Below are 24,118 nucleotides of genomic sequence, written 5' to 3' on the forward strand. Positions count from 1 at the left end.
TGTATGAGGCTCATCTCAAACTGAGCGCATTAAAGCATAAATCAGATTAAATGCCTACTTTTATTGCTCGCTTAAAAAACATTCACCACGATTAAAGCAATCAATGCAGGCACCGCCTGAATGTAAATAATCTTTTTACTCGCAGTGAGGCCACCATAAATCCCTGCAATCAGCACACAAGCTAAAAAGAAATTGGCAATCGCCGTGGCATAGCTCGAAGGTGCAAGCAAGACCCAGAACAATCCAGCCGCCAGAAAGCCATTATACAACCCCTGATTTTGTGCCAACACCTTGGTCAGTTGTGCTTTTTCCAGACTATTGCCAAAGGCTTTAAGGCCATAAGGCTTGTCCCAAAGAAACATTTCCAGCACCAAAATATAAACGTGCAATACTGCAATCAACCCGATCAGTACTTGTCCCAACATGCGATTTTTCCTTTTTATTGTGTTTGAGTTTAATGAGGCCAATCCCCCTAGACTGACCTCATATGTTTTACAATGATGGTGTTAACAACACTTTACCTTGACGCGCGCCTTGAGTTGCTTTTAATGCCGCTGCTTTAATCTGCTCGAAACTAAAAACCCCTTCGACGGGTAGAACCAGTTTTTTCTGCGTGGCGAGTGTTAGTAATTCCACAAACAAAGCCTTTTTACGCTCTGCTGGCATTTCTTTATTAACCACACTGGCCCAAAAACCCTTAACCGTGGCTTGTTTAAAAATCAGATCACCCGATGAGATCTGCATGGTCTCGCCAGTCATACTGCCAAATGAAACCAAAAGGCTATTTTCACTAAGTAAATTCAACATTTCTCCGCTGGCACTGCCACCAATTGAATCCACCCCAGCAATTAATGGCTGATCCGCATGTATGGCTTTTACCTGTTGTTTCCAATCTGTCTGATCCGTCGCAACCACATGCTGAATCCCCAAGGCCTGCATTTCTGCAATCGCATCAGTACGACGAACCAAATTAATCACTTGCAATCCGCGCGCTTGAGCAATCATGGCGACGGTTTTACCCACCGCACCATTTGCGGTATTTTGAATCAACCATTGACCTGCTTGTACGTTGACAAAATCGAGGAGCATCAGCGCACTGATCGGCATCCCAATTAGTTGTGCGGCGGTTTGGTCATCAATTGCATCATTTAAAGGGATGATACTGGCTGCTGGCGCGATAAAATATTCCGCCCAACTGCCATGTACCCCTGCGACCGCAACGCGCTGTCCTAATTTACTTGCATCAACACCTTCACCCACTGCATCGACAATACCCACCGCTTCGCTGCCACCAATTGCAGGCAAGGTTGGCTTATAACCATAGCTACCTCGTACGGTCCAAACATCATGGTTATGCATAGGAGACATGATGGTTTTAATACGAACCTCACCTGCTTTCGGCTCAGGCTGTGGCATCTCACCCAACTGCAACACATCGACGGGTTCACCAAAACTGTGATGGATAATACTTTGCATGTTTTATTCCTTAATCGGTTGTAACAGTTGTTGAGTGGTTTCTAAAGCTAAATGTAGCGGCGCTTTGTCTTGAGCCAGTTTAGTCATCAAGGCGGCACCCAGCCACAATTGATACATCACCTGAGCTGTTTTGAGTGGGTCAAGATGGGCAGGAATCGAGCCTTGTTGTTGCCCTTCTTGCAGTAACAACGCCACGCGTTGTGTCAGTCGATGCACACCAAGGTTGAGAATTTGGCGCATGTCTTCAGATAAATCTGAAACCTCTGCGGCCAATTTCACAATCAGACAATTCTCTGCCCAACTGCCGTAGACAGGATCATCAATCCATGCCTGCCATAACACCATCAAACGCGCATAAGCACTTTGTTCGGTCTGCTGCCAAAGCTGCTCAACACGGATTTTATAATCCGCCATGTACTGTTCAAGTAAGGCACAACCAAATGCCTCTTTAGAAGCAAAATAATGGTAGAACGACCCTTTCGGGACATCACAGGCCTTGAGAATCTCTTGCAAGCCAACACCAACAAAACCTTTACGTAATACCAATTCAAAGCTGGTATCGAGAATATGTTGTCGAGTGGCTTCACTTTTATTTGATCGTTTCATAGCCACACTATAAATCAATATTAGACCAGTCGTCTAGTAAAATATCTATTTTAATAAGTGATCAATTTTTACATGGTAATCTGAGGCATTGAATGCTAAAAATACTAGGCGCTTGGCGTGAGATAAATGTGAACCAGTTCATTAACCGTCACAATTTGTCGTTTTAATTATTTTTATACCACTTGAACGATTTTAAATCGCTATCATATACATGTTTTCATATTCAGCTTATTGAGATGTATTTATGAGTCAAAGTCATATCCGTATTCGAGGCGCACGTACCCATAATTTAAAAAATGTGTCACTCGATATTCCACGTGACAAGTTTGTGGTGATTACGGGACTTTCTGGCTCAGGTAAATCATCCTTGGCCTTTGATACCTTGTATGCCGAAGGTCAACGTCGCTATGTCGAATCGCTTTCGGCCTATGCGCGTCAATTCCTTTCGCAAATGGAAAAACCAGAAGTCGATTCGATTGAAGGTTTATCGCCTGCGATTGCGATTGAGCAAAAGTCAACCAGTCACAATCCACGTTCAACCGTGGGTACCATTACTGAAATTTATGACTATTTACGTTTGCTCTATGCGCGCGTAGGTACACCTTACTGCCCTGAACATGATCTACCGATGGTGGCACAAACCATTTCTGAAATGGTCGATGCAGTAAAAAGCCTTGAAGAAGGCACTGCACTGATGTTGCTCGCTCCTGTGGTGCGTGAGCGTAAGGGTGAATACACCCAACTGTTTGAACAGCTACAAGGCCAAGGTTTTGTGCGTGCCCGTGTCGATGGTGAAATCATTGATATCGATACCCCACCTGAGCTGGACAAAAAGAAAAAACATACCATTGAAGTGGTGGTGGACCGTTTTAAAGTGCGTGACGATCTCGGTAACCGTATTGCAGAATCGTTTGAGACCGCATTACGTTTAGGTGGTGATATTGCAGTGCTATCGTGGATGAACGGTGAGCACCCTGAACGAGTGTTCTCAGCAAAACATTCTTGTCCTGAATGTGATCGTGCCGTGGCTGAACTTGAACCACGTCTATTCTCGTTTAATAACCCGTTCGGTGCCTGCCCTGTCTGCGATGGTCTGGGTACACGCAGCCATTTCAGTTCCGATAAACTCATTCCAAATCCTGAAGTTTCAATTAGCCAAGGTGCAATTCGTGGTTGGGATCGACAACGTCCTTATTACTACACCATGCTGCAAAAAGTGGCTGATCATTTCAATATTGACCTTGATCAACCGTGGAACACACTAGATAAAGACACGCAAAAGAAATTCTTACAAGGCTCAGGTAAAGAGAAAATCGATCTCAGTTATATTGATGAACGTGGTCGTAAACATAGCCGTGTGCAAGCATTTGAAGGGATTTTGCCACATTTAGAACGTCGCTACCGCGAAACTGAATCAAATTATGTACGTGATGATTTAGCTCAATACCTATCCAATGCAGCATGTGATGCCTGTGGTGGTTCACGTCTGAATGAAATTTCTCGTCATGTTCGGGTTAAAGACAAGACCATTGCCCAAATCACCAAAATGTCGATTGGTGATGCTGAACACTATTATCAAGACCTAAATCTTGAAGGGGCTAAAGGTGAAATCGCCGATAAAATCTTTAAAGAGATTCGTGAGCGTTTACATTTCCTAGTCAGCGTTGGCCTGAATTATCTCAGCTTGGCACGTTCAGCTGAAACCCTTTCAGGGGGTGAAGCACAACGTATCCGTCTTGCATCACAGATCGGTGCAGGTTTAATGGGCGTGATGTATGTGCTGGATGAACCATCAATTGGTCTACATCAACGTGATAATGATCGCCTATTACAAACCCTGATTCGTTTACGTGATCTGGGCAATACCGTATTGGTGGTTGAGCATGATGAAGATGCAATTCGTGCGGCTGACCATATTATTGATATCGGACCAGGTGCGGGGATCCATGGCGGCGCGGTGATTGCTGAAGGTACTTATGATGAGTTGGCCAGTCATCCTGACTCACTCACAGGTCAATACCTATCAGGCAAGCTCAAAATTGAAGTACCGAAACAACGTACCATCTCACCGCGTCCAGATGAAGTCATCAAATTATCTGGCGCAAGCGGACATAACTTACAGAATGTGGATTTGACTATCCCATTGGGCATCATGACCTGTGTCACAGGGGTTTCAGGTTCAGGTAAATCTACGCTGATTAACCGTACCTTATTGCCTTTAGCTGCGACTCAACTGAATGGTGCAACTACACTGACTGCGGAAAAATTTGATTCAATCGATGGTTTACAGCATTTGGATAAAGTGGTTGATATTGACCAAAGTCCTATTGGCCGTACCCCACGTTCAAACCCTGCAACCTATACCGGTTTATTCACGCCTATTCGTGAATTATTTGCACAAACACCTGAAGCCAAAGCCCGTGGTTATAGTGCAGGTCGTTTCTCGTTTAACGTGAAAGGTGGTCGTTGTGAAGCCTGTGAAGGCGATGGCATGATTAAGGTCGCGATGCACTTCTTACCTGATATGTATGTGCCATGCGATGCCTGCCACGGCAAGCGTTATAACCGTGAAACCTTAGAAGTCGGTTATAAAGGTAAGAACATTTCTGATGTACTGGAAATGACCGTGGAAGATGCAGCGGAATTCTTTAGTGCCATTCCTGTGATTCATCGTCGTTTAGATACCTTGACCCAAGTCGGGCTTGGTTATATTCGTTTAGGACAAGCAGCGACAACCCTTTCAGGTGGTGAAGCACAACGGGTGAAGCTAGCACGTGAGTTGGCAAAACGCGATACAGGTCGAACCTTATATATCTTGGATGAACCGACTACAGGTCTGCATTTCCATGATATTGCCAAATTACTCGACATTTTGTACGAGCTACGCAATAAGGGGAATACCATCGTGGTGATTGAGCATAATCTGGATGTGATCAAGACTGCCGATTGGGTGATTGATCTTGGCCCTGAAGGCGGTTCGGGTGGTGGTCAAATTATTGCCGAAGGAACCCCTGAGCAAGTAGTGAAATCTAAAATTTCACATACAGCGAAGTTCTTAAAACCTTTGTTGAAGTAATTTTCTAACTCTAATTCTTCTAACCTCATTTTCTAAGGTGAGGTTAGAAGTAATAAATGATCTAAAATTTTAAGCTTTTTCTAGCAAATTATTTTCAATAATATCCTGCATATACCGTTTTTTAAATTCAGATTCTTCACCAATTTTTTGTAAAACACTTACAACTATTGAGCGTATAGAATCATCTTCTACTGGAATTAAATATAACCTTTTTAAATACTGTATCAAGCTATCATTTTCCTCTACAAAGAAAGATTCCTGATAAATTTCTTCTGTCAAATACTTAAACCATTCATCTAATGGAAATGCTCGTAATTGATCTTTATCACTGTCACCCTCAAAATTACCATAGTGTAAAAAGTGGGATACCATATTTTTTAAGGATTTTTCTTCAACATGATCTCTAGCTAAATCATCAACATAAGTATAAAAAATATTATTTTTATTTCCCCATAATTGGCGCTCTTTATTCGCACGTACAATCGATCTGGTTGGGTCAGAGTCAATATAATCTATGATTTCTACTTTAAACTTCTCAGCTCGCACTTCATCTGGTAGATATTTTCGCAGAATCTCATACATAAATGCAGTATTGTGAAAGCTTTCAAGCACTATGCATTTTTGACCCAAAGACGCAATGTACTCGAGATCCTGCTCTTCCAACTTCAAATCATGCCGTTTCTCAAAAATTCTCCAAAGCTCATTTCTAATATTTTGATTTTCATTAGAAATTAATTCAGAATTCGCTAACTTACTTAATTCTTTAAAATTAATATTATCTCGTTGTTCAAACCATTTCTTAAATTCAATTAACCACTCATCCTCACGATTGAATGAATCAGATACCTTTTGTAAACTTTCATAAGTTTGCTTTTTCCTGTCTGACCAATTTTCTCTTTTCTTCTCTATAAAATACTGACAATCATCCCATCCATATTCTAAATGGCTAAATTCATGAACTAAGTAACCTTGAAGAATTCTTATCAAAATAATTTCTTTCGTTGAGTCAGCAACCACTTTAGGTAAGGACTTTCTAAAATCTCGGTACAACCTAATTACTTTTTGAAAAAATCGGAAATTATGAATTTCTAGCTTTTCGGAGAACTCAATCATAAGCTCCACAAGAGCTTCATCCTCTTTAAATTCTTTTGTATTCTCTCGAATTAAAGGCTCAACAGAATTGAGAATAATCGTTTCATCAATTAACTTTTCCTTGTACTGAGCATAATTTTTCTTATTGTCTCCTTCAGCTTTATCTTCATCCAAAATTAAAATGATCTGACAATTTTTTTCTAATTTTAAGTAATTGGCTAAACCCATGACATCTTTGATATCTAGCTTCTTTGACATTCTTTCAAAGTCATCGAAACAAATAATCACATCTTTAACTTGCGCGAACATTAAGCTGTCAAAGAGTTTTGCCGGTGCACTTATTCCAAACTGAGAAATTTTTGTATCTTTAAAAATTGATGGTAAGCCTTTAATCCATTTAGGAACTTCTATTGAAGAATGATAACTTTCTATACTGCTATAAATCTGAGTTTTTAGCTCACTCAAGGACTCCAGCCCAAATAATGAAACATAAGCATACTTACGGTTGAATAAATTATCTTTTTTATAAATTCGTTCATCCGATAGCTGTTTCTCTAGAAAAGTTCTCCAAAAGAACGTCTTCCCGACACCCCAAGGCCCAGTAATCGCAATTGCTGTTCCGATTTTCTCATTTCGAATATGGTGCTCTAATAATTCTTTTAGCTTTTTTTCTTTCTCGAAGACATTCATCTTTCTTGGTCACACTTAATTATAAAACTTTATAATAATTAAATAATTGTGTGAATCAAGTTTCTACAATATTCTTCCCTTTCGCCTTCGCTTTTAACAATGACTGATCAGCTTTTTCTAATAACTCTAACCAGCTATTTGCCCCAATCGCAACACCAATACTGACGGACACCTGAATCGGCTCAGCCGCATTTGGAATAATGATTTGCTCTTTTAAAATTGCGGAACGAATACTCTCTGCTACAACTTTTGCAGCGGTCATCTGAATATTCTCGATCACGACCAAGAACTCATCACCGCCATAACGCACAATTAAGTCAGATGCACGAACATTATGCTTGAGTTGATCAGCAATCATGGTAATCACCTGATCACCGACAATATGCCCATACTGATCATTTACAAACTTAAAATTATCAATATCAATCGCAATCACACAAGTCTGAGATAAAGCCTCAGGTTTGGATTCAAGAAGCCGAATATATTCATCTAAAGCCAAGCGGTTTGCCACACCCGTTAATACATCAGAATTTGCAATCCGCTTGAGTTGCAACTCCATGGTATCGCGCTGCTTTAACATCCCTTTTAATTTATCAATCGCTTCAAACAGCGAGACAAACTCTTCCTTATTATTTTTACCTGAAGGAAGTTCATCCGACGTTCCAGATAAGCGCAAAATCATATTACGGGCATGGATCAGGGGACTAAACACCTTGCGCTTGGCATAAATCATGGTGAAAATTGCAATCAATAAAGACAGACTAGAAATAATTAAAGTAAAAATGAACTGCCGCTTTGCGAATTTATTTTCATTCACTGCAACCTGAATGCTGTAATCCAGAATATAGTTTTGCAAGTCCATTACCGGAGTAAATTTCCCCACCATTCGTTCTGTCAATTGTGTCCCAGAAAGAAAGTACGCTTTATTATTTTTACTTTCATCCAATAAGCGCGCAATGATCGGTAATCCTTTATCTAAAAATTCCGTTTTAACACGACGATATAAGTCTACATATTCAAGCGTCTTCGACTGTTCAGGCTGGATCGTATCAATTAGCTCCCAAAGATAGATTGCTTGATGCTGTGTCTGTAATGAGCGTGCTCGATTTTCATCCGAAATTTTTTCCCCAAATGTCACGGGTGCCATGACATTAGACGCAACTCTACCCGCCTGATCACGCATATCGGTGAGCACCAAAATCGAGGTAAAGTAATTCGACATTTTGCTGTTCTTACTATTGGAACGAACCAACAACCAAGTTAAGAACTCACGACTTTCATCCCAAACACTAAACATGGATAAAATCGCATGATCATATTGCTTCGATGTTCGCTCAGCATGTGGTGTGCTGGTATATGCATCAACAATGGCTCGCGCTGAAGCCAATTTAACTTTTAAATCTGTTTCCAGTTCATAAGCAATCAGCCTAAAACCGTTTTGTTTTAAAACTTCGATGCTGTTATCAATTTCTGCATCAACAATCTTTCGATACTCTAATAATTCTTTTTGATTTTCCAATAGCACATTCGGTTCGCTCGACATCATTTTATTGGAAGGTGCCCGTTCTCTGGAAATTTTATTGGCTGTTTTAACTAAGGCGCGAAGGCAGGTAATTTCATTGAGTGTTTGTTCTGATTTTATATATTCTTGATAACTATTAATAATTAAAGGGATGGAGAGATAAAAAATCGAAAAGATAATGACTATCATGCAGAAAAAGAGACGACGACTAATCTGCTCAGAACGTAATTTCGAGCTTTTTAATTCACGCCCCATTCAGACACCTTGTACTTTTCAAAAACGATCTCAATTGATTTTTAAACAGAACTTAATTTTACCTGAATTATAAAACGCACTACCACGCTTAAACCGAGGTTTTTGGTTACATTAATCGTGACTGACTTTATTAAATCGTTATTTCAGTCCCGAAATTATTTTTCAAAATTGATTATGAGAATGATTTTTATTTAATTAAATTTAGCTAAGTATTTTATATCATTAAAATAATTTTTTTAAATCTAGACCAAGGTTCAATAGCGAATCGGGAATCAAAGCATTTTTTTCTGAATGACCTTATCTAAAATGATCTTAGAATTAATACTCATAATGCCCTTAATCTTATTCAATTTATTAATAATGAATTGTGAAAACGCATTCAGGTCTTTGGTCGCCACATGCAGCACATAATTCGATTCGCCTGTAATCACATAGGCGTTCACAACTTCTTCAAAGTCCTCAATTTGTTTTAAGAAAAAATTATGATCACTTTCAGTGAGTTGAATTAATTTTATTTCAACAATTGCCTCAATTTTAATGCCTAATTTTTCATAATTGAGCCTAGCTTGGTACTTCTCAATAATGCCATTGCTTTCCAAAAGCTTGACCCGTCGATGACAGGCAGAGGGTGAAAGGTTCACCAGATCGGCCAACTCCTGATTGCTCAGACGTGCATCGTTCTGCAAGAAATTTAGAATTTTAAGATCAATCGCATCAATATTCATATTCGGAAATTATTCTAATAATTTAAATATAATTGAAATCATATCCTAATTTTCAACTTTATCTACTGATTTTATCGGATAAAAAACAAAAAATGCAGTGATAAAATTTAACAGTGGAATTCAATAAATATAGGGATGCAATTCAATATGGTGACACAAGAACAATGCCTTTATTGGGATAAACAAGACGAGCTCAGCGCATTTAAACATGAATTTGCCTTGCCTAATAATGTGATTTATCTAGACGGTAACTCTTTAGGTGCCAGACCGAAGGAATCTTTAAATTATGCGCAGCATATTATTCAACAAGAATGGGGTGAAGATCTCATTAACAGTTGGAATAAAGCAGATTGGTGGGGCTTACCAACCCGTTTAGGCGATAAAGTCGGACAACTGATCGGCGCCAATGCTGGCGAAACCGTGATTTCTGATTCAACCACCTTAAATTTATTTAAAGTGCTATCCGCTGCAGTCAAAATTCAGGCCGAGAAACATCCGCAGCGTAAAATCATTGTCGCGGAAAAAGACGCTTTCCCCACCGATATTTATATTATCGAAGGCTTTATTGACTTGATCAATCAAGGCTATCAGGTCAAATTGATTGAAGGTGCCGCAGGTTTAAGCGAGATTTTAACGACTGATGTCGCTGTTGTGGTGCTGTCTCATGTTAATTATCGCACTGGTTATTTCTATGATATGACCACGATTAACCAGCAAATCCATGCCAGTAATGCCTTAATCATCTGGGATTTATGCCACTCTGTTGGCGCTGTACCGATGAATCTCAATCAAACAAACAGTGATTTTGCCATTGGCTGTACCTATAAATATCTCAACGGCGGTCCTGGCTCACCTGCGCTGCTCTGGGTTAACCCCAAACATCGGGATCAGTTCTGGCAACCACTTTCTGGCTGGTGGGGACATCAAAAGCCCTTCGCCATGGCTCAGCATTATCAACCAGCCAACAATATTCGCCGCTATCTGTGCGGTACTCAGCCGATTATTTCCATGAGTCTGATTGAATGTGGGGTGGATATTTTCCTGAAAGCCAACATGCAGAAAATTCGTGAGAAATCGCTTAAATTGACTGACCTATTTATTGCCTTGGTTGATCAGGAATGTGCCGAGTATGGTTTCGAGCTGATCACACCGAAAGCGCATCAATATCGCGGCAGCCATGTCAGCTATCAACATCCGCATGGCTATGAAATTATTCAGGCATTAATCGCCCGTGGGGTGATCGGAGACTATCGTGAACCTGAAGTCTTACGCTTTGGCATTACCCCGCTGTATCTTGGATTTGAAGATATCTGGCATGCGGTGCAACATCTCAAAGCCATCATGCAGCATCAAGAATGGAACAATCAAAGCTACCTGGTACGGGGTGAAGTGACCTAAGTTGTCACGTTCAGATTGAGCTTATGGCTAGGAGAGGCCGATGAATAATTTTGACAAGATTCAAGCACGTGAAGCAGGGCTACATAAGAAATTATCCGCCAAACAGATGGCAATGATTGCGATTGGTGGCGCGATTGGAACAGGATTGTTTATGGGGAGCAAATTTGCAATTAGCTTTGCTGGCCCTGCTGTCATTTTGAGTTATGCCATTGGCGGGTTGATTGCCTTTGCGCTGATGGCATGTCTCGCAGAAATGACCGTACAGCACCCGACTTCAGGCTCATTTGGCGCCTATGCTGAACATTATATCAGCCCCTTGGCGGGTTTCTTGGTGCGCTACAGTTATTGGGCCTGTATCGTGCTGGCGGTTGGAACCGAAATCACTGCCGTCGCAGACTATATGAAAATGTGGTTTCCCGATCTGCCCGCATGGATCTGGATTGTATTTTTTTCAGGTACTTTACTTGCAGTGAATGCCTATAGCGTCAAGGCATTTGGACTGGTGGAATACTGGTTCTCCACCATTAAAATCTTTGCGATTATCGTGTTTATTCTGTTGGCAATCGGCATTCTGACTCAAAATACCCAGCAAAGTCATCATGTGCTGAGTAATCTAACTGGACACGGTGGCTTCTTTCCCAATGGATTCAGTGGCGTCTGGATTGGGGTGATTATTTCGATTTTCAGTTATTTAAGTATTGAAATGATTGCCGTTGCTGCAGGTGAAGCATCGAATCCGGAAAAAGCGGTCAAATACGCCTTTAAGAGTACCGCACTGCGTCTGATTTTATTCTATTTACTGTCCTTGTCCTTAATTGTGGCATTGGTTCCTTGGACAGAACTGATTGGCAAAGATGCCAGCAGCCCCTTTGTGACTGTGATGAAAATTGTCGGTATTCCATATGCAGATAGTATTCTCAATTTCATCGTGATTGTTGCCGCCCTCTCTGCCATGAATAGCATGTTGTATATTTCAACCCGAATGTTATTTAGCTTGTCACGGGCAGGCGATGCACCTCAAATCTTCGGTAAAATCCGCCCCAATGGCGTGCCCATCAATGCGTTGTTTTTATCCGCCATGGGGATTGCTGTTGCAAGCGTGGTCTATACCATCAATCCTGAATCGGCCTTCCCCATCATGATTGCCTTATCCATGTTCGGCGCATTATTTACTTGGGGCAGCATCTTTGTGACCCATATGTGCTTTAGACAGCATATTGCGAAAAATGGCATCGGATTAAAATACAAAATTCCAGCAAGTCAGTTCATTTCACTATTTGGCTTATTCAGTATTCTGAGCATTACCCTCACCACTTGGTTTACTGCCGAATTTAAATCTACCCTACAGTTTGGCATTCCCTTTATTGTGCTCTTAATCGTTTTTTATATGCTAAAACGCAGCTCGGCAAAGCTCGATTTAAGCACAAAGACTGAGGCTTCCGAGTAAACACATCATGAAGCTTTATGATAATTCTCGAACGGTTGCTAATGAGCAGGATATTCTGGTGGAGTTTCAACAGCGTAGCCTGTTGAGCTATCAGCAACATCCCTGTATTCAGAATATTGCCTATGCGGCGACAGCTCGATCGTGCTTAGATCTATTTCCTTTAGCACAGGCACGCAAAACCGTTGTGTTTGTACATGGTGGCTATTGGCAATGGTGCAATAAATCCGATTTTGCCTTTATCGCCGCTGATGTTGTTGCAAACAATATGCAATGTGTCTTGCTTGAATATGACTTGGCCCCGCAACGCAGCATGGGCGAAATCGTCAAGCAAATCCAACAAGCGCTTGATTTTATCCAACAACAAGCATGGAGCACTCAAGACATCATACTGGTTGGGCATTCTGCGGGGGCTCATTTATCTGCATTAATGCTCAATCATCCTGCTGTGAGCGAAGCGGTTTTATTGAGTGGCATTTATGATCTCGCCCCCATTCAACAGACTCATTTAAATGCAGCGTTGAATCTCTCTGAACACGAGATTCGGCAATATAGTCCCATCCTGATCGAGGCCGCTGTCCCAAAGCCCTACACCATTCTCTGTGGCGCTGAAGAACTCGATGAGTTGATCTGGCAAAGTCAGTCGTATTTTCATCAAAGGAAAGACATCGACCCAGACTTTGTCTCCTTCCAGTTGCCAGATAATACACATCATTACAATATCTTAGATGAATATTTTCATCGGAGATTAACCGCTCACACTTAAATCTATACATGGACGTATTTAAAAATGGTTAAGTTCAAACTTCAATACCATCGGGTTTTTATTGGCCTGAGTTTTGCACTCTGCTCTTCGGCATTTGCACAGATTGAATTGATCAATCAGGATCAGATTTTCAATGCGCAGGACAACTTTAAACTGACCAGTGCCGGCAGTCTCAGATTGCAAGCTCTGAATTTCGATCAGTATCAGCCATCCAATGCCGGCCAGAAATATCGTCGCAATGGCTATAGCTCAACCAGCAGGATCTATCTCAATAGCGACTATAAAATCAATGATGATCTGCATTTGATTACGGGTTATCAGAATTTTATTAATCCAGCCAAAATTTTAGATTGGGATGGGCATTATCAAAACAATGATGAGCGTCTGACCACAGAGCAAGCCTATGCAGGAATCTCGAGCCATCGCTATGGCAGCTTAAAATATGGAAAAATTTATAGTCTGTATTACGATGTGGTGGGGAGTAAAACCGATCTTTGGGACTATAGTACGCTGGCTCAACCGCAAACATGGAGCCCTTTTGCTTATTTCGATGGAACACAAGCAGCCAGTAAGACCTTAAGATATGAAAAGAAAACGAAAAATATTGATTTTTATGCAGCTTATTTATTTGAGGATCACACTAGCCTGAATCAGCTCCGTTATCAACGCAAGTCTGGTCAAGAAGCCGCTATCGATATTCACTTAAATAAAAACTCAAACTGGGCGATTTCATGGAAACACAACAAAGCTCAGCTCCAATCTGATCATGCAACATCTAAGCTCTCTCAAGACATGCTTGCGTCTGCCTTGTTCTATTTTGATGGGACTTGGATGCTCAGTACAGGTGCTGGCTGGTATAAAAATCTATTGCCTAATTTTGATGCATTCAATCAGACATCCACTCAATCTGTTGAAAACCTGTTAGACACTGAAGCGTATGGGTTTGAATATTATGCAGGCTATCATGTCGACCTTGACCATCATGGCATGAAATACATCCAACCTTATCTGATGGGGAATTATTTAAAATATCGTAGCGGCTACGATTTCTCTCGACGCGACCATGGTATTGGCGTGGCGATCCGTTTCAATCATGGTCTTGGCTTTGACTACGAGCGCCTGTATACCCAAGACAGTAACCATACGCCTGACATGCATTTATTTCGCTTACGCTACGAGTGGTAATCACGAAATTTAATTCACTCATATGGGCAAAACGTTTTGAGTCACACGTACACATGCCAAGAGATCTAACGTTTTGCCAATGAACTTCTATTTTAAATAAAATCAATCATATATCACTTTGGTTATGCGCTTGCTTGTCCACAATTGAATACATTTAAAAATCGAAAAAAACTATTCCAAGTATATAAATTATCAATTTTACAAATTACTTTCCAGAGAACATAATTTAAGCATACAGAGATTACAGAATTTAAGCCCCTAACCCTCTAGGATGTTTTCTCCCCAAAGCTAAACATCCTTTCTCAGCCCAGCTTTCCCCAAAAGCTGGGTCTTTTTTTGCGTATTTAATGGGCTAACAATCCCAACTGTTGCAAGGCTTGATACACAATCACTTTGCGTGCATCTGCATGTTCAGGCTGACTCATTTGCATATTGAGCGAGAAGGCAGTGATCTTACCGTTTGGCTGTTCAATCCAGCCTGTCAACCACCCCACTTGAGGGCTAACATCCATGCCCCAACCACTTTTGGCATAGATTTTAGTTCCCTGAATCTGATCCACCAATAACATCGCTTTGACTTGTTGCTGCGTTGGCTGGTCAAATGGCAGCTTCTGTTTTGCCAATGCATAGGCAAAGCGAACTTCTTCTACGGGGGTGATTTTTAATGGGCCAACCAACCAGAAAGTATCAACTTGCGTCCCGATATTTTTATTGCCATAACCTACACGCTTCACTTCACGGGTCATCAGTTCTAAGCCAATACGTCGTGCCAATTCCTGATAGACAGGTACCGCCGATGCCTGCATGGCTTCAGCCAAGGTTAAATCTTTTTCCCAACTGCTGAATGCCCGCTTTTTACCATCCCATTTAAACACTTCATCTGGTGTGGTCTTATGATGCTGTATGCCGATCAAGGCGTTTAACATTTTAAAGGTTGAGGCAGGAATATAGCGCTGTTCTGCACGATCAAGATCATTGCCATAGCTTTGAATTTTCTTGCCATCATAAATCACCAAAACACCACTGGTTTGGGCACTCTGAAATAAGCTTGAAATCTGTTGCTGTTCATTTTTCTGTGTCGAAAGCTGTTGCTTTTGTTGACTAAAACTTTGACAAGCGGCCATGGGAATCGCAAAAAAGATGGCTGTAAACAGGGCCAGACATGTTAATTTTTTCGACATGATCATAAAGCTGGAAAAGTAGAATAATCTATCACTATAATTGTTTTATCACGGCTGTTCTGTAGTGTTATTTTCATCAATGCTTTGTAAAAAACAGACAAAAAAAAGCTCAGCCTTGGGGAAAGCCGAGCTAGTAAAACGATGATGTAAAAACATCAAAAAACTCAAAAGAAAATGTTATGAGATATTTAAATGCAAATTAGATATCCCTTGCTTTGTATTATGTGAATTAGCTCTCACAAAGTAAAGTTGATTAAATAGATCGGGTTTATCGTTACAATCGATTTTGTTGATTGTTCATTTAAAATCAGATTTATTTGCCGCTTTTGGTTTATATTAACGCGCAGCCAATAATATGAAATTATGCAAAGCAGGTCGCATAAAAACAGTAGAATAATATTTCAATGCACACTTTTATCGTCAAAATTATGACAATAACAAGAATGACTTAAATGAAAAAAACGATCATATTGATTGAATAAACCAATTGAAATGTTTGCGGATGACATTCTTATGACATCACTTATCTTGTTAAAAAATAAACTTATCTATTTGTTAGATATATATTTTATAAAAGGTTGACAGCGTTTCTCCTAATTGTTCACTTTTTACACACCTCCTGATCGGTATTTGTTCATTTATCGGAAGCTCAAATTTATTACATTGACTTCATACTTTGTTACAATACAATGGCTCCAACTTTACTCTTTCTTCTTGTTTTAAAGCTGGAAATTATTATGAAAAAACTCGGTTTAGCCACTGCTTTAGTTTTAGCCATGACCGGTGCTCACGCATACCAAGTAGAAGTTCAAGGTCAGTCTGAATTTATCGAAGCAAAAGACTTAAATGATCAAGATTATACTGGTGCGGTAAAAGGTACTTACTACTTCAAAAATGTTGATGCTTCTAAAGGTCCTTTAGCTGAAGCTGCATTCTTAAACCAAGCTTCTAATGTTTCTGCTGCTTACAGCTATGCAAAATTAAGCGGTGATGAGTCATTAACTGTTAAGAACAACACTTTCGGTGCAAAAGGTGAAGTTTACCTTCCTACTCCTTATGTACCTGCTTATGCAAGTGCTGCATACAGCCACTCTCAAACTAAGTTTGAAGACGAAAAAGACAATGGCGACCGCTACTCTGTAGAACTTGGTGCTATGGTTTTACCTAACTTCTTGGTTGCTGTAGGTTATACTCGCGTTGCTGACCAAATTGCTTTAGATGCAAACAAAGCTGTTGAAAATGGCGTATTCAGCGCTGTTGCTGATGCAGCAACGATTGGCGACAAACAAGACGTTGTAACTGCACGTACTAAATACGTAGGTAACATCGACGGTACAAACATGGCATTAGGTTTTGAAACTGGCCTTGTATACGGCGAAAACCAAGCTTACGGTTTGAAAACTGATCTTTATGTAACTCCTCAGTTAAGCGTTGGTGCTTCTTATGCTGAAGCAAACTTTAGCAAAAATCCAACTAACGACAACTTCTCGCCAATCAAGTCTGCTTGGGGCGCGAACGTAAACTACTTCATCACTCCAGCGATTGCTGTTGGTGCTAGCTATGTAAATGCAAATGCATTACATGCAAACGTAGATACGCAAACTGTTGGCTTAAACGCGAAGTTCCGTTTCTAATATTGGATTTGGGTTCTACATAGAACATCTAATTCATAACAAAAAACCAGTTCTTATGAACTGGTTTTTTGTTTTCTGACCTTCAATATAATGAGAGCTTAAATTTCTCATCTTTAAACCTTACATCTTCTTATCTTCAATATTTAAGGCACTAATCGCCAAGACCGCCTGAGTACGATTTTGTACACCCAGTTTGCGGAAAATTGCGGTGACATGTGCTTTGATTGTGGCTTCTGAAACCTCTAATTCATAAGCAATTTGCTTATTCAATAAACCTTCTGCCACCATCATCAACACACGGAACTGCTGTGGCGTGAGTGATTGTAAACGTTCGGCTAAAGCAGTTTCATCGGCTGCACGCGGATCAAAGCCTGCATGGGTCGGTAAGTTCGGTGGTAACCAGATCTCACCTTCCAACACATGCTTGATGGCTTCACCAATATGGCTTGGATGGGAGGATTTCGGAATATAGCCCATTGCACCATGCGCAATCGCACGCTGAATAATCGAAACCTCTTCATGTGCTGAGACCACAATAATCGGAATCGCAGGATATTGGGCCCTGACATAGACTAAGGCAGAGAAACCTGATGCACCCGGAAGATTCAGATCCGGCTCTGCGCCATGCTCTAAACGTGCATAAAACTCATCAACATCGGCTGTTTCCTGAATCTGCGCCTGTGGCAAACTATAACGAACCGCTTGAATCAAAGCATGTCTAAATAAAGGATGGTCGTCTACAATTAAAATATTCATAAGCGCTTAAGCTATCTGCAAGTACGTCACTGTACGATGTTTATTTAAATTCAATCCGCTTAAGCCTATTTTCAATTCAAGGCTAGGTCAAGCACAAGACATGATTTATTTCCTTTTCCCGCAAAATAAATCAAATATTGATATAACTTGATTAAAATCATCTTTGCATAAAACAGATTTAAAAATATTGAATAGAAACAGAAAATTAACAACCTAAAATTTGATATTTATTGTGATTTATCGACATATCTTTAAAAAAGATAAGCTTGCAGCATTTCCTTATTTTACAGCTTGGCATGCGGTGTAGATAAATAAATAGCAATTCGAAATGATCTTTTAGGCTGTTATTATGTCCAATCACAATACCCTCACAACTCCCCTTAATATTGTCGCAGTATCTGGTGGTTTAAATAGCCCATCAAAAACAGAAAGTTTAGTTCAGGCGATTCTGGATGAGCTTTCGGAAGCAATTAATATTAAAGTACATTTCGTCAAGCTCAGTGAAATTGGACCTTTATTGGGTGGAGCCATTTACCGCAACCAACTGCCTCAACGCGTACAAGATGATCTCGCAGCGGTAGAAGCAGCAGATGCATTGATTGTCGGCACCCCTGTTTATCGTGCTTCGTTTACGGGCTTATTTAAGCATTTCTTCGACTTTGTTGAGCAAACTGCTTTGGTTGATGTACCTGTCTTGCTCGCCGCTTCAGGTGGCAGTGACCGTCATGCACTGGTGTTAGAACATCAATTACGCCCTTTATTTAGCTTTTTCCAAGCACAAACTTTACCGATCGGCGTCTATGCCACTGATCGTGACTTTACCCCTGAATATACGGTAAAAAGCGAGCAATTGTCTGATCGCGTCACCCTCGCTGTGGCACGTGCCTTACCAATTTTAGAATGGGCACCAGCCAAAGGCCAACGTGCAGCGGCCATCAAAACTAAAACTGAGCTAGCGAATCAGAATCTCGGCATCAACAAACAAATCGAACAAGCAGAAGTCTTGCCATCTGCGGCTGTACCAAATCTGGATGCAGCTGAATCTCGCCTACACCCAAAATCAACCAAGAATTTAACCCACGTCGCATAAACCATATCTGTTATGGAGGATACAACGATGACAACAACAGCATCCGCAATTAAATTTGCCTACTGGGTTCCCAATGTGAGTGGCGGTCTCGTTGTAAGCAACATTGAACAACGTACGGACTGGAGCTATGACTATAATGTGCGCTTAGCACAAGCAGCGGAACGAAGCGGCTTTGAATATGCCCTCACACAAATCCGTTTTACCGCTGGCTATGGCGCAGAAAACCAACATGAATCGGTCAGTTTTAGTCATGCTTTATTAGCAAAGACCGAAAAACTCAAAGTGATTGCAGCGATCCTACCTGGCCCTTGGAAGCCTGTACTTGCGGCTAAACAACTGGCAACCATTGACTACCTCACCCAAGGGCGTATTGCGATTAATGTCGTCAGCGGCTGGTTCCGTGGCGAATTTGATGCCATTGGTGAACCTTGGCCTGAGCATGATCAACGTTATGTTCGTTCCGAAGAATTTATTCGTACCCTCAAAGGCATCTGGACAACTGACAATTACAGCTTTGATGGCAAATATTACCAATTCCAGAATTACACGCTTAAACCGAAACCTTTGCAAAAACCTTATATCGAAGTGTTTCAAGGCGGCAGTTCCCGTGCCGCACGTGATATGGCCGCGCGTGTATCAGACTGGTATTTTACTAACGGCAATAGCGTTGAAGAAATCAAAAAGCAGGTTGATGATGTCCGCAGCAAAGCAAAGTTAGCCAACAGACAAGTCAAGATTGGGGTCAATGCTTTTATTATCGCACGTGATACTGAGGAAGAAGCCAAAGCAGTACTGAATGACATCATTGCGCAAGCCAATGTCGAAGCGGTGAATGCCTTCGGTGATGCCACTCGTGAAGCAGGTGCAGCAGCGCCTGAGCGTGAGGGCAATTGGGCAAAATCGACCTTTGATGATTTGGTGCAATATAACGATGGCTTTAAAACCAATCTGATCGGTACACCACAGCAAATTGCGGAACGTATTGTGGCCCTAAAAAATGTGGGTGTTGATCTAGTGCTTTCAGGCTTTCTGCATTTCATTGAGGAAGTTGAATATTTTGGAGAAAAAGTTCTACCCCTCGTCCGTCAACTTGAACAACAACAGGAGCATCATCTCGCCGCAAAATCAGCGTAGTTTCAGTATTAAATAAGAAGAAAAACAAAAGAAATGGCAAATACTCCCCAAGGCTCGGCTTGGGGCTTTTTTTATTTTAACGGGTCTCAATTTCTCGCATGACCGTTTCAACCGAATAACGGCACCATTTCGACAGCTGCTCAATGAATTCATTTAATTGTGACGGGTTAAAATGGCTAACAATCATATAACAGGCATTACCTAGAATTTTAAAACATTCATCTACCTGCTCGTATTGTTTGACTAAGTGTTCAACCTCAATAAAAGCTTGCTGATCATTCATAAACAGTTGGATGAATTGTTTATGTTCATACTTTATCGCGACAGTGTAATTTTTGATAATACCTGCATCCATTAACTGTGCAATACGAGCTCCAACCGCCTGCCCAGTCCGATGTACCCGCTGTCCAATTTCTTTATGACTTAAACGCGAATCATGTTTCAGCAATTCAATAATTTTTAAATCGATGGGATCAAGTTCAATATTCATTTTTCATTACGAAAGAAAACCAGCAACAATGCTTTCATTTGAATATAGCCGATTTCTCAGTTTCACCCTACTCTTGTTTTATCTTAATGCTGGACGTAAAAATGATGAAACAAGCCTTACTGATTATTGATGTGCAAAACGACTATTTTAAAAATGGCAAAATGGAATTGGTCAATCCAGAGCTCGCTCTGGCGAAAACCAACCAATTAGAAGATCATTTTATTCAAAATAATTTACCGATTATTTATATTCAGCATATTAATCCAGCTTCAGCCAGTTTTTTTCAAGAAAATACAGTCGGTGTTGAATTACATCCACAACTTAAAGCCACCAATCAATCACTGATTGTCGAAAAAAATTTCCCAAATAGCTTTCTAGAAACCAATCTTCAAGCCATCCTTGAACAGCATCAAGTTGAACAGTTAGTGATCACAGGTATGATGACCCATGTCTGTATTGACTCAGGGACACGTGCAGCCAAAGAGCTTGGCTACCAACCGATTGTCATCGCCGATGCTACTGCAACCCGTGATCTCGAACATCAGGGTAAAATCGTCAAAGCAGCAGATGTACAAACGGCGTTCTTATCTGCACTGGGTTTCTTCGCCACCGTACAAAACACGGCAGATTTTTTAGCGCACAATTAAATCATACAGCTAAAAAAAGAGCGTTCAATCGAACGCTCTTTTCACATTTGAATCGGGTTTATCGGTTTGGATAAACCGTTGCAATCAAATGATCAACCACAGCAGGTTCCGCAAGGGTCGAGGTATCGCCTAAGCTATCCAACTCATTTGCCGCGATCTTTCTTAAGATACGGCGCATGATTTTACCTGAACGGGTTTTAGGTAAGGCAGGTGCCCAATGTAGAGCATCTGGGGTTGCCACAGGCCCAAGCACTTTACGCACCCAATTCACCAATTCCTTACGTAGCTCCTCAGATTCAGCCACATCGGCTTGTAAAGTGACAAAAGTACAAATCCCCTGTCCTTTAATATCATGCGGCATCCCCACCACTGCAGCCTCTGCGACTGCCACATGCGAGACTAAAGCACTCTCTATCTCGGCTGTACCTAAACGATGCCCCGATACGTTGAGCACATCATCGACACGTCCGGTAATCCAATAGTAGCCATCAGCATCACGACGTGCACCATCACCTGTGAAATAGTAGTTTTTAAAGGTCGAGAAATAAGCCTCAATAAAACGTTGTGGATCACCCCAAATAGTCCGCATTTGACCTGGCCAAGAATCCTTAATCACCAGATTGCCTTCAGTCGCACCTTCTAGCTCATTGCCCTCTCCATCCACCAGTGCTGGTTGAACACCAAAGAATGGACGTGTCGCAGAACCTGGTTTTAAGGCAGTTGCACCCGGCAATGGTGAAATTAGAATTCCACCTGTCTCTGTTTGCCACCATGTATCGACAATTGGACAACGGCCTTCACCGACCACTTCATGATACCAATTCCATGCTTCTGGATTGATTGGCTCACCGACCGAACCAAGTAAACGTAAACTACTCCGATCACTTTCACGCACATAGGCATCGCCTTCACGCATCATGGCGCGAATCGCAGTGGGTGCCGTATATAGAATGGTGACGTTATGCTTATCAATCACATGACCGATACGTGCCCAAGTTGGATATTGTGGAATCCCCTCAAACATCACCGTGGTGGTGGCATTACTCAGTGGGCCATAGAGTAAATAACTATGTCCTGTAATCCAGCCCACATCGGCAGTACACCAATACACATCATCTTCACGTAGATCAAAGACTTCTCTAAAGGTGGTATTCACATAAACCAGATAACCACCTGTGGTATGTAATACACCTTTCGGTTTCCCTGTAGAACCAGAGGTATACAGAATGAATAACGGGTCCTCTGCTTTCATTGGTTCTGGTGGACAGTGTTCGTCTACTTCCATGATGGCAAGGTGATACCAAACATCTCGTGGTGCATTGAACTGAATTGGATTACCTGTACGATGCACTACAATCACGTTTTCAACACTACTGGTGCCATCAATCTCTAAAGCAGCATCCACATTTTCTTTCAGTGGCAGTAACTTTCCACACCGCGCATGCCAGCATCCGCAGTAATCACCAGTTTTGCTTGGCAGTCTTCAATACGACTGGCCAATGAGTCTGGAGAGAAGCCACCAAACACCACACAATGCACTGCACCAATACGTGCACAGGCCAGCATCGCTATTGCTGCTTCAGGCACCATAGGCATATACAGCACCACACGATCGCCTTTGCGAATACCTTGTTTCTTTAGCACATTGGCAAAACGACAGACTTCATCATGCAGTTCAGAAAATGAGATGATTTTATGACGCGAAGGGTGATCACCTTCCCAAATAATGGCAGGCTTTAAGGGATTATCTTTAAGATGTCGATCTAAGCAGTTGGCTGAGACATTCAGCTCACCATCGGCAAACCATTCGATTTTAAAATTGTCTTGATTAAAACTGGTATTTTTGACCTGTGTAAATGGTTTGATCCATTCAATCTTGCTGGCTTCCTCTGCCCAAAATGCTTCAGGTTGCTCAATCGAATGCTGGTAACGTTTGAAATAGTCTGCTTCAGAGATTCTTGCCGTTTCTTTGAATTTATCAGGCACTGGGTAGATTTCTTTCATAGCTCACTTCCTTGGTTTTTTATCTCATACCTTAGATGTTCTCATCTATTACACGGGTATGTTTTGTTCTCACTTGCAGTATTGACACCATTTACAAGTGCAAACAATGCGGCTTTGGTCGTAGAAATGTCAGGGCTTTTAATCTTTCAATCTTGTCTTAGTTTTAGGCTAAAATAGCAAAGCCGACGCTTTTACGATCCATTTCTTTTCAAAAATTTACTCAAAATAATTTAAATTTGAACTGCTTGTCTATGCTTTTTGTTCTTAAAATAAGTGATTATTTTGATCATTGCCAAAAGCTTAAAAGATTTAATAATCAGAAAAATAGGAATGCACTATGTTTGACCCTGTAATAACGACCCAAGTACAACCAATCAATGACCATCCACTTTCTCCTAAAGGTCGTTTCAACCGTCTCAGCTATTTAGGTTGGTACGGTTTGCTCAGTTTAGCTTGTCTGGCTGCTTTTATCGTGATCTTTGCTTTCGCGGGTATTTTTGCAAGCAGCAATGTCGATGATGCCATATTTAGTGCGTTTTCAGGCATGTCTGTCTTTGCCATGATTGCAGTGTGGCTGGGTGCCTTTTATTTGCAAATCGTGCTTTTGATTCGTCGCTTACATGACTTAAATAAGACTGGCTGGCTATGCTTGTTGCTATTGGTACCCGTGATTCAGCTGCTGTTTACCTTATATGTTTTGCTTGCACCAGGAACGCCACATCGCAATGACTATGGTGATGTTCGCCCATCTCGTGGATGGGAAAAAATTCTCGCATGGATCATGATTCTGTTCAGCTTATTCATGCTGTTTGGTATGTTTGTTTTTGCTTATTATTTTGCTAGCCCAGATTTATGGGAAGCACCAACACAAATCATTCAAAATACGACCGAATATTTTTAAACGACCGTATTCAGCGAATTGATTTAATCTTCATGGGAAACAAAGA

At 41.0% G+C, this 24,118-nt stretch carries 19 protein-coding genes and 1 pseudogene; 10 read left to right on the forward strand and 10 right to left on the reverse strand.

All coding sequences use genetic code 11. The features are described 5' to 3' along the window. Window positions 1–71: 71 nt before the first annotated feature. From F896_RS17590 to F896_RS17580, 3 genes are all read right to left on the reverse strand, one after another. Window positions 72–425 (reverse strand): DUF1304 domain-containing protein, encoded by a 354-nt coding sequence (locus F896_RS17590; RefSeq protein WP_016162378.1) that lies wholly within the window; start codon window positions 423–425, stop codon window positions 72–74. Window positions 426–492: 67 nt separating this feature from the next. Continuing rightward, window positions 493–1,476 carry a zinc-binding dehydrogenase gene (locus F896_RS17585; RefSeq protein ID WP_016162379.1) on the reverse strand — a complete coding sequence of 328 codons (984 nt, stop codon included), beginning with the start codon at window positions 1,474–1,476 and terminating at the stop codon, window positions 493–495. A gap of 3 nt (window positions 1,477–1,479) precedes the next feature. Next, the gene (locus F896_RS17580) at window positions 1,480–2,082 is read right to left on the reverse strand and encodes a TetR/AcrR family transcriptional regulator (RefSeq protein ID WP_016162380.1); all 603 of its coding nucleotides are present in this window, start codon (window positions 2,080–2,082) and stop codon (window positions 1,480–1,482) included. Between the two features lie 244 nt (window positions 2,083–2,326). On the opposite strand from F896_RS17580, the gene uvrA reads away from it, so the two are divergent. Next, window positions 2,327–5,158 carry an excinuclease ABC subunit UvrA gene (gene uvrA, locus F896_RS17575; RefSeq protein ID WP_016162381.1) on the forward strand — a complete coding sequence of 944 codons (2,832 nt, stop codon included), beginning with the start codon at window positions 2,327–2,329 and terminating at the stop codon, window positions 5,156–5,158. Window positions 5,159–5,227: 69 nt separating this feature from the next. Here the strand turns inward: uvrA and F896_RS17570 are convergent, their stop codons facing one another. The 3 genes from F896_RS17570 to gigD all read right to left on the reverse strand — a co-directional run bounded on the left by F896_RS17570 (window position 5,228) and on the right by gigD (window position 9,442). Beyond that, the gene (locus F896_RS17570) at window positions 5,228–6,940 is read right to left on the reverse strand and encodes a hypothetical protein (RefSeq protein WP_016162382.1); all 1,713 of its coding nucleotides are present in this window, start codon (window positions 6,938–6,940) and stop codon (window positions 5,228–5,230) included. 55 nt (window positions 6,941–6,995) lie between these two features. After that, window positions 6,996–8,717 (reverse strand): GGDEF domain-containing protein, encoded by a 1,722-nt coding sequence (locus tag F896_RS17565; RefSeq protein ID WP_016162383.1) that lies wholly within the window; start codon window positions 8,715–8,717, stop codon window positions 6,996–6,998. A gap of 272 nt (window positions 8,718–8,989) precedes the next feature. Continuing rightward, entirely contained in the window at window positions 8,990–9,442 is a 453-nt protein-coding gene (gene gigD / locus F896_RS17560; RefSeq protein WP_016162384.1) for an Lrp/AsnC family transcriptional regulator GigD, read from the reverse strand. A 147-nt stretch (window positions 9,443–9,589) separates the two neighbouring features. On the opposite strand from gigD, the gene kynU reads away from it, so the two are divergent. From kynU to F896_RS17540, 4 genes are read left to right on the forward strand one after another with little or no spacing between them, the layout of a single operon-like run. Then, window positions 9,590–10,840 (forward strand): kynureninase, encoded by a 1,251-nt coding sequence (kynU, locus tag F896_RS17555; RefSeq protein WP_016162385.1) that lies wholly within the window; start codon window positions 9,590–9,592, stop codon window positions 10,838–10,840. 40 nt (window positions 10,841–10,880) lie between these two features. Next, complete coding sequence (locus F896_RS17550; RefSeq protein ID WP_016162386.1) at window positions 10,881–12,287, forward strand: amino acid permease; 1,407 nt, start codon at window positions 10,881–10,883, stop codon at window positions 12,285–12,287. Window positions 12,288–12,294: 7 nt separating this feature from the next. Next, window positions 12,295–13,050: an alpha/beta hydrolase gene (locus F896_RS17545; RefSeq protein ID WP_016162387.1), complete on the forward strand. Its 756-nt coding sequence runs from the start codon at window positions 12,295–12,297 to the stop codon at window positions 13,048–13,050. A 24-nt stretch (window positions 13,051–13,074) separates the two neighbouring features. Then, the gene (locus tag F896_RS17540) at window positions 13,075–14,235 is read left to right on the forward strand and encodes a porin (RefSeq protein WP_016162388.1); all 1,161 of its coding nucleotides are present in this window, start codon (window positions 13,075–13,077) and stop codon (window positions 14,233–14,235) included. Between the two features lie 344 nt (window positions 14,236–14,579). Here F896_RS17540 and F896_RS17535 read toward each other — a convergent pair whose 3' ends face one another. Next, on the reverse strand, window positions 14,580–15,422 hold the full coding sequence (locus F896_RS17535) for an OXA-286 family carbapenem-hydrolyzing class D beta-lactamase OXA-673 (RefSeq protein ID WP_016162389.1): 843 nt from the start codon (window positions 15,420–15,422) through the stop codon (window positions 14,580–14,582). 683 nt (window positions 15,423–16,105) lie between these two features. Between F896_RS17535 and omp33-36 the strand changes: the two genes are divergently transcribed. Further along, complete coding sequence (omp33-36, locus tag F896_RS17530; RefSeq protein ID WP_265596746.1) at window positions 16,106–17,050, forward strand: porin Omp33-36; 945 nt, start codon at window positions 16,106–16,108, stop codon at window positions 17,048–17,050. Between the two features lie 120 nt (window positions 17,051–17,170). Here omp33-36 and F896_RS17525 read toward each other — a convergent pair whose 3' ends face one another. Beyond that, window positions 17,171–17,806, reverse strand: coding sequence for a response regulator transcription factor (locus tag F896_RS17525; protein WP_016162392.1), 636 nt, complete (start codon window positions 17,804–17,806; stop codon window positions 17,171–17,173). Window positions 17,807–18,155: 349 nt separating this feature from the next. Here F896_RS17525 and msuE point away from each other — a divergent pair, with 349 nt between their 5' ends. Together msuE and sfnG are read left to right on the forward strand one after the other, a co-directional pair. Then, window positions 18,156–18,896, forward strand: coding sequence for an FMN reductase (msuE, locus tag F896_RS17520; RefSeq protein ID WP_016162393.1), 741 nt, complete (start codon window positions 18,156–18,158; stop codon window positions 18,894–18,896). A gap of 27 nt (window positions 18,897–18,923) precedes the next feature. Further along, window positions 18,924–20,030, forward strand: coding sequence for a dimethylsulfone monooxygenase SfnG (gene sfnG / locus F896_RS17515; protein WP_016162394.1), 1,107 nt, complete (start codon window positions 18,924–18,926; stop codon window positions 20,028–20,030). A 76-nt stretch (window positions 20,031–20,106) separates the two neighbouring features. Here the strand turns inward: sfnG and F896_RS17510 are convergent, their stop codons facing one another. After that, complete coding sequence (locus tag F896_RS17510) at window positions 20,107–20,520, reverse strand: Lrp/AsnC family transcriptional regulator (protein WP_016162395.1); 414 nt, start codon at window positions 20,518–20,520, stop codon at window positions 20,107–20,109. 104 nt (window positions 20,521–20,624) lie between these two features. On the opposite strand from F896_RS17510, the gene F896_RS17505 reads away from it, so the two are divergent. After that, window positions 20,625–21,167 (forward strand): cysteine hydrolase family protein, encoded by a 543-nt coding sequence (locus F896_RS17505; RefSeq protein WP_032882019.1) that lies wholly within the window; start codon window positions 20,625–20,627, stop codon window positions 21,165–21,167. Between the two features lie 58 nt (window positions 21,168–21,225). On the opposite strand, the pseudogene acs reads toward F896_RS17505, so the two are convergent. Beyond that, window positions 21,226–23,171, reverse strand: a pseudogene (acs, locus tag F896_RS0119585) (acetate--CoA ligase). A 337-nt stretch (window positions 23,172–23,508) separates the two neighbouring features. Between acs and F896_RS17500 the strand changes: the two are divergent. Then, window positions 23,509–24,072 (forward strand): DUF805 domain-containing protein, encoded by a 564-nt coding sequence (locus tag F896_RS17500; RefSeq protein ID WP_016162399.1) that lies wholly within the window; start codon window positions 23,509–23,511, stop codon window positions 24,070–24,072. Window positions 24,073–24,118: the final 46 nt, after the last annotated feature.

It is taken from the genome of Acinetobacter genomosp. 15BJ (assembly GCF_000400715.1).
In the GTDB taxonomy this organism is placed as follows: domain Bacteria; phylum Pseudomonadota; class Gammaproteobacteria; order Pseudomonadales; family Moraxellaceae; genus Acinetobacter.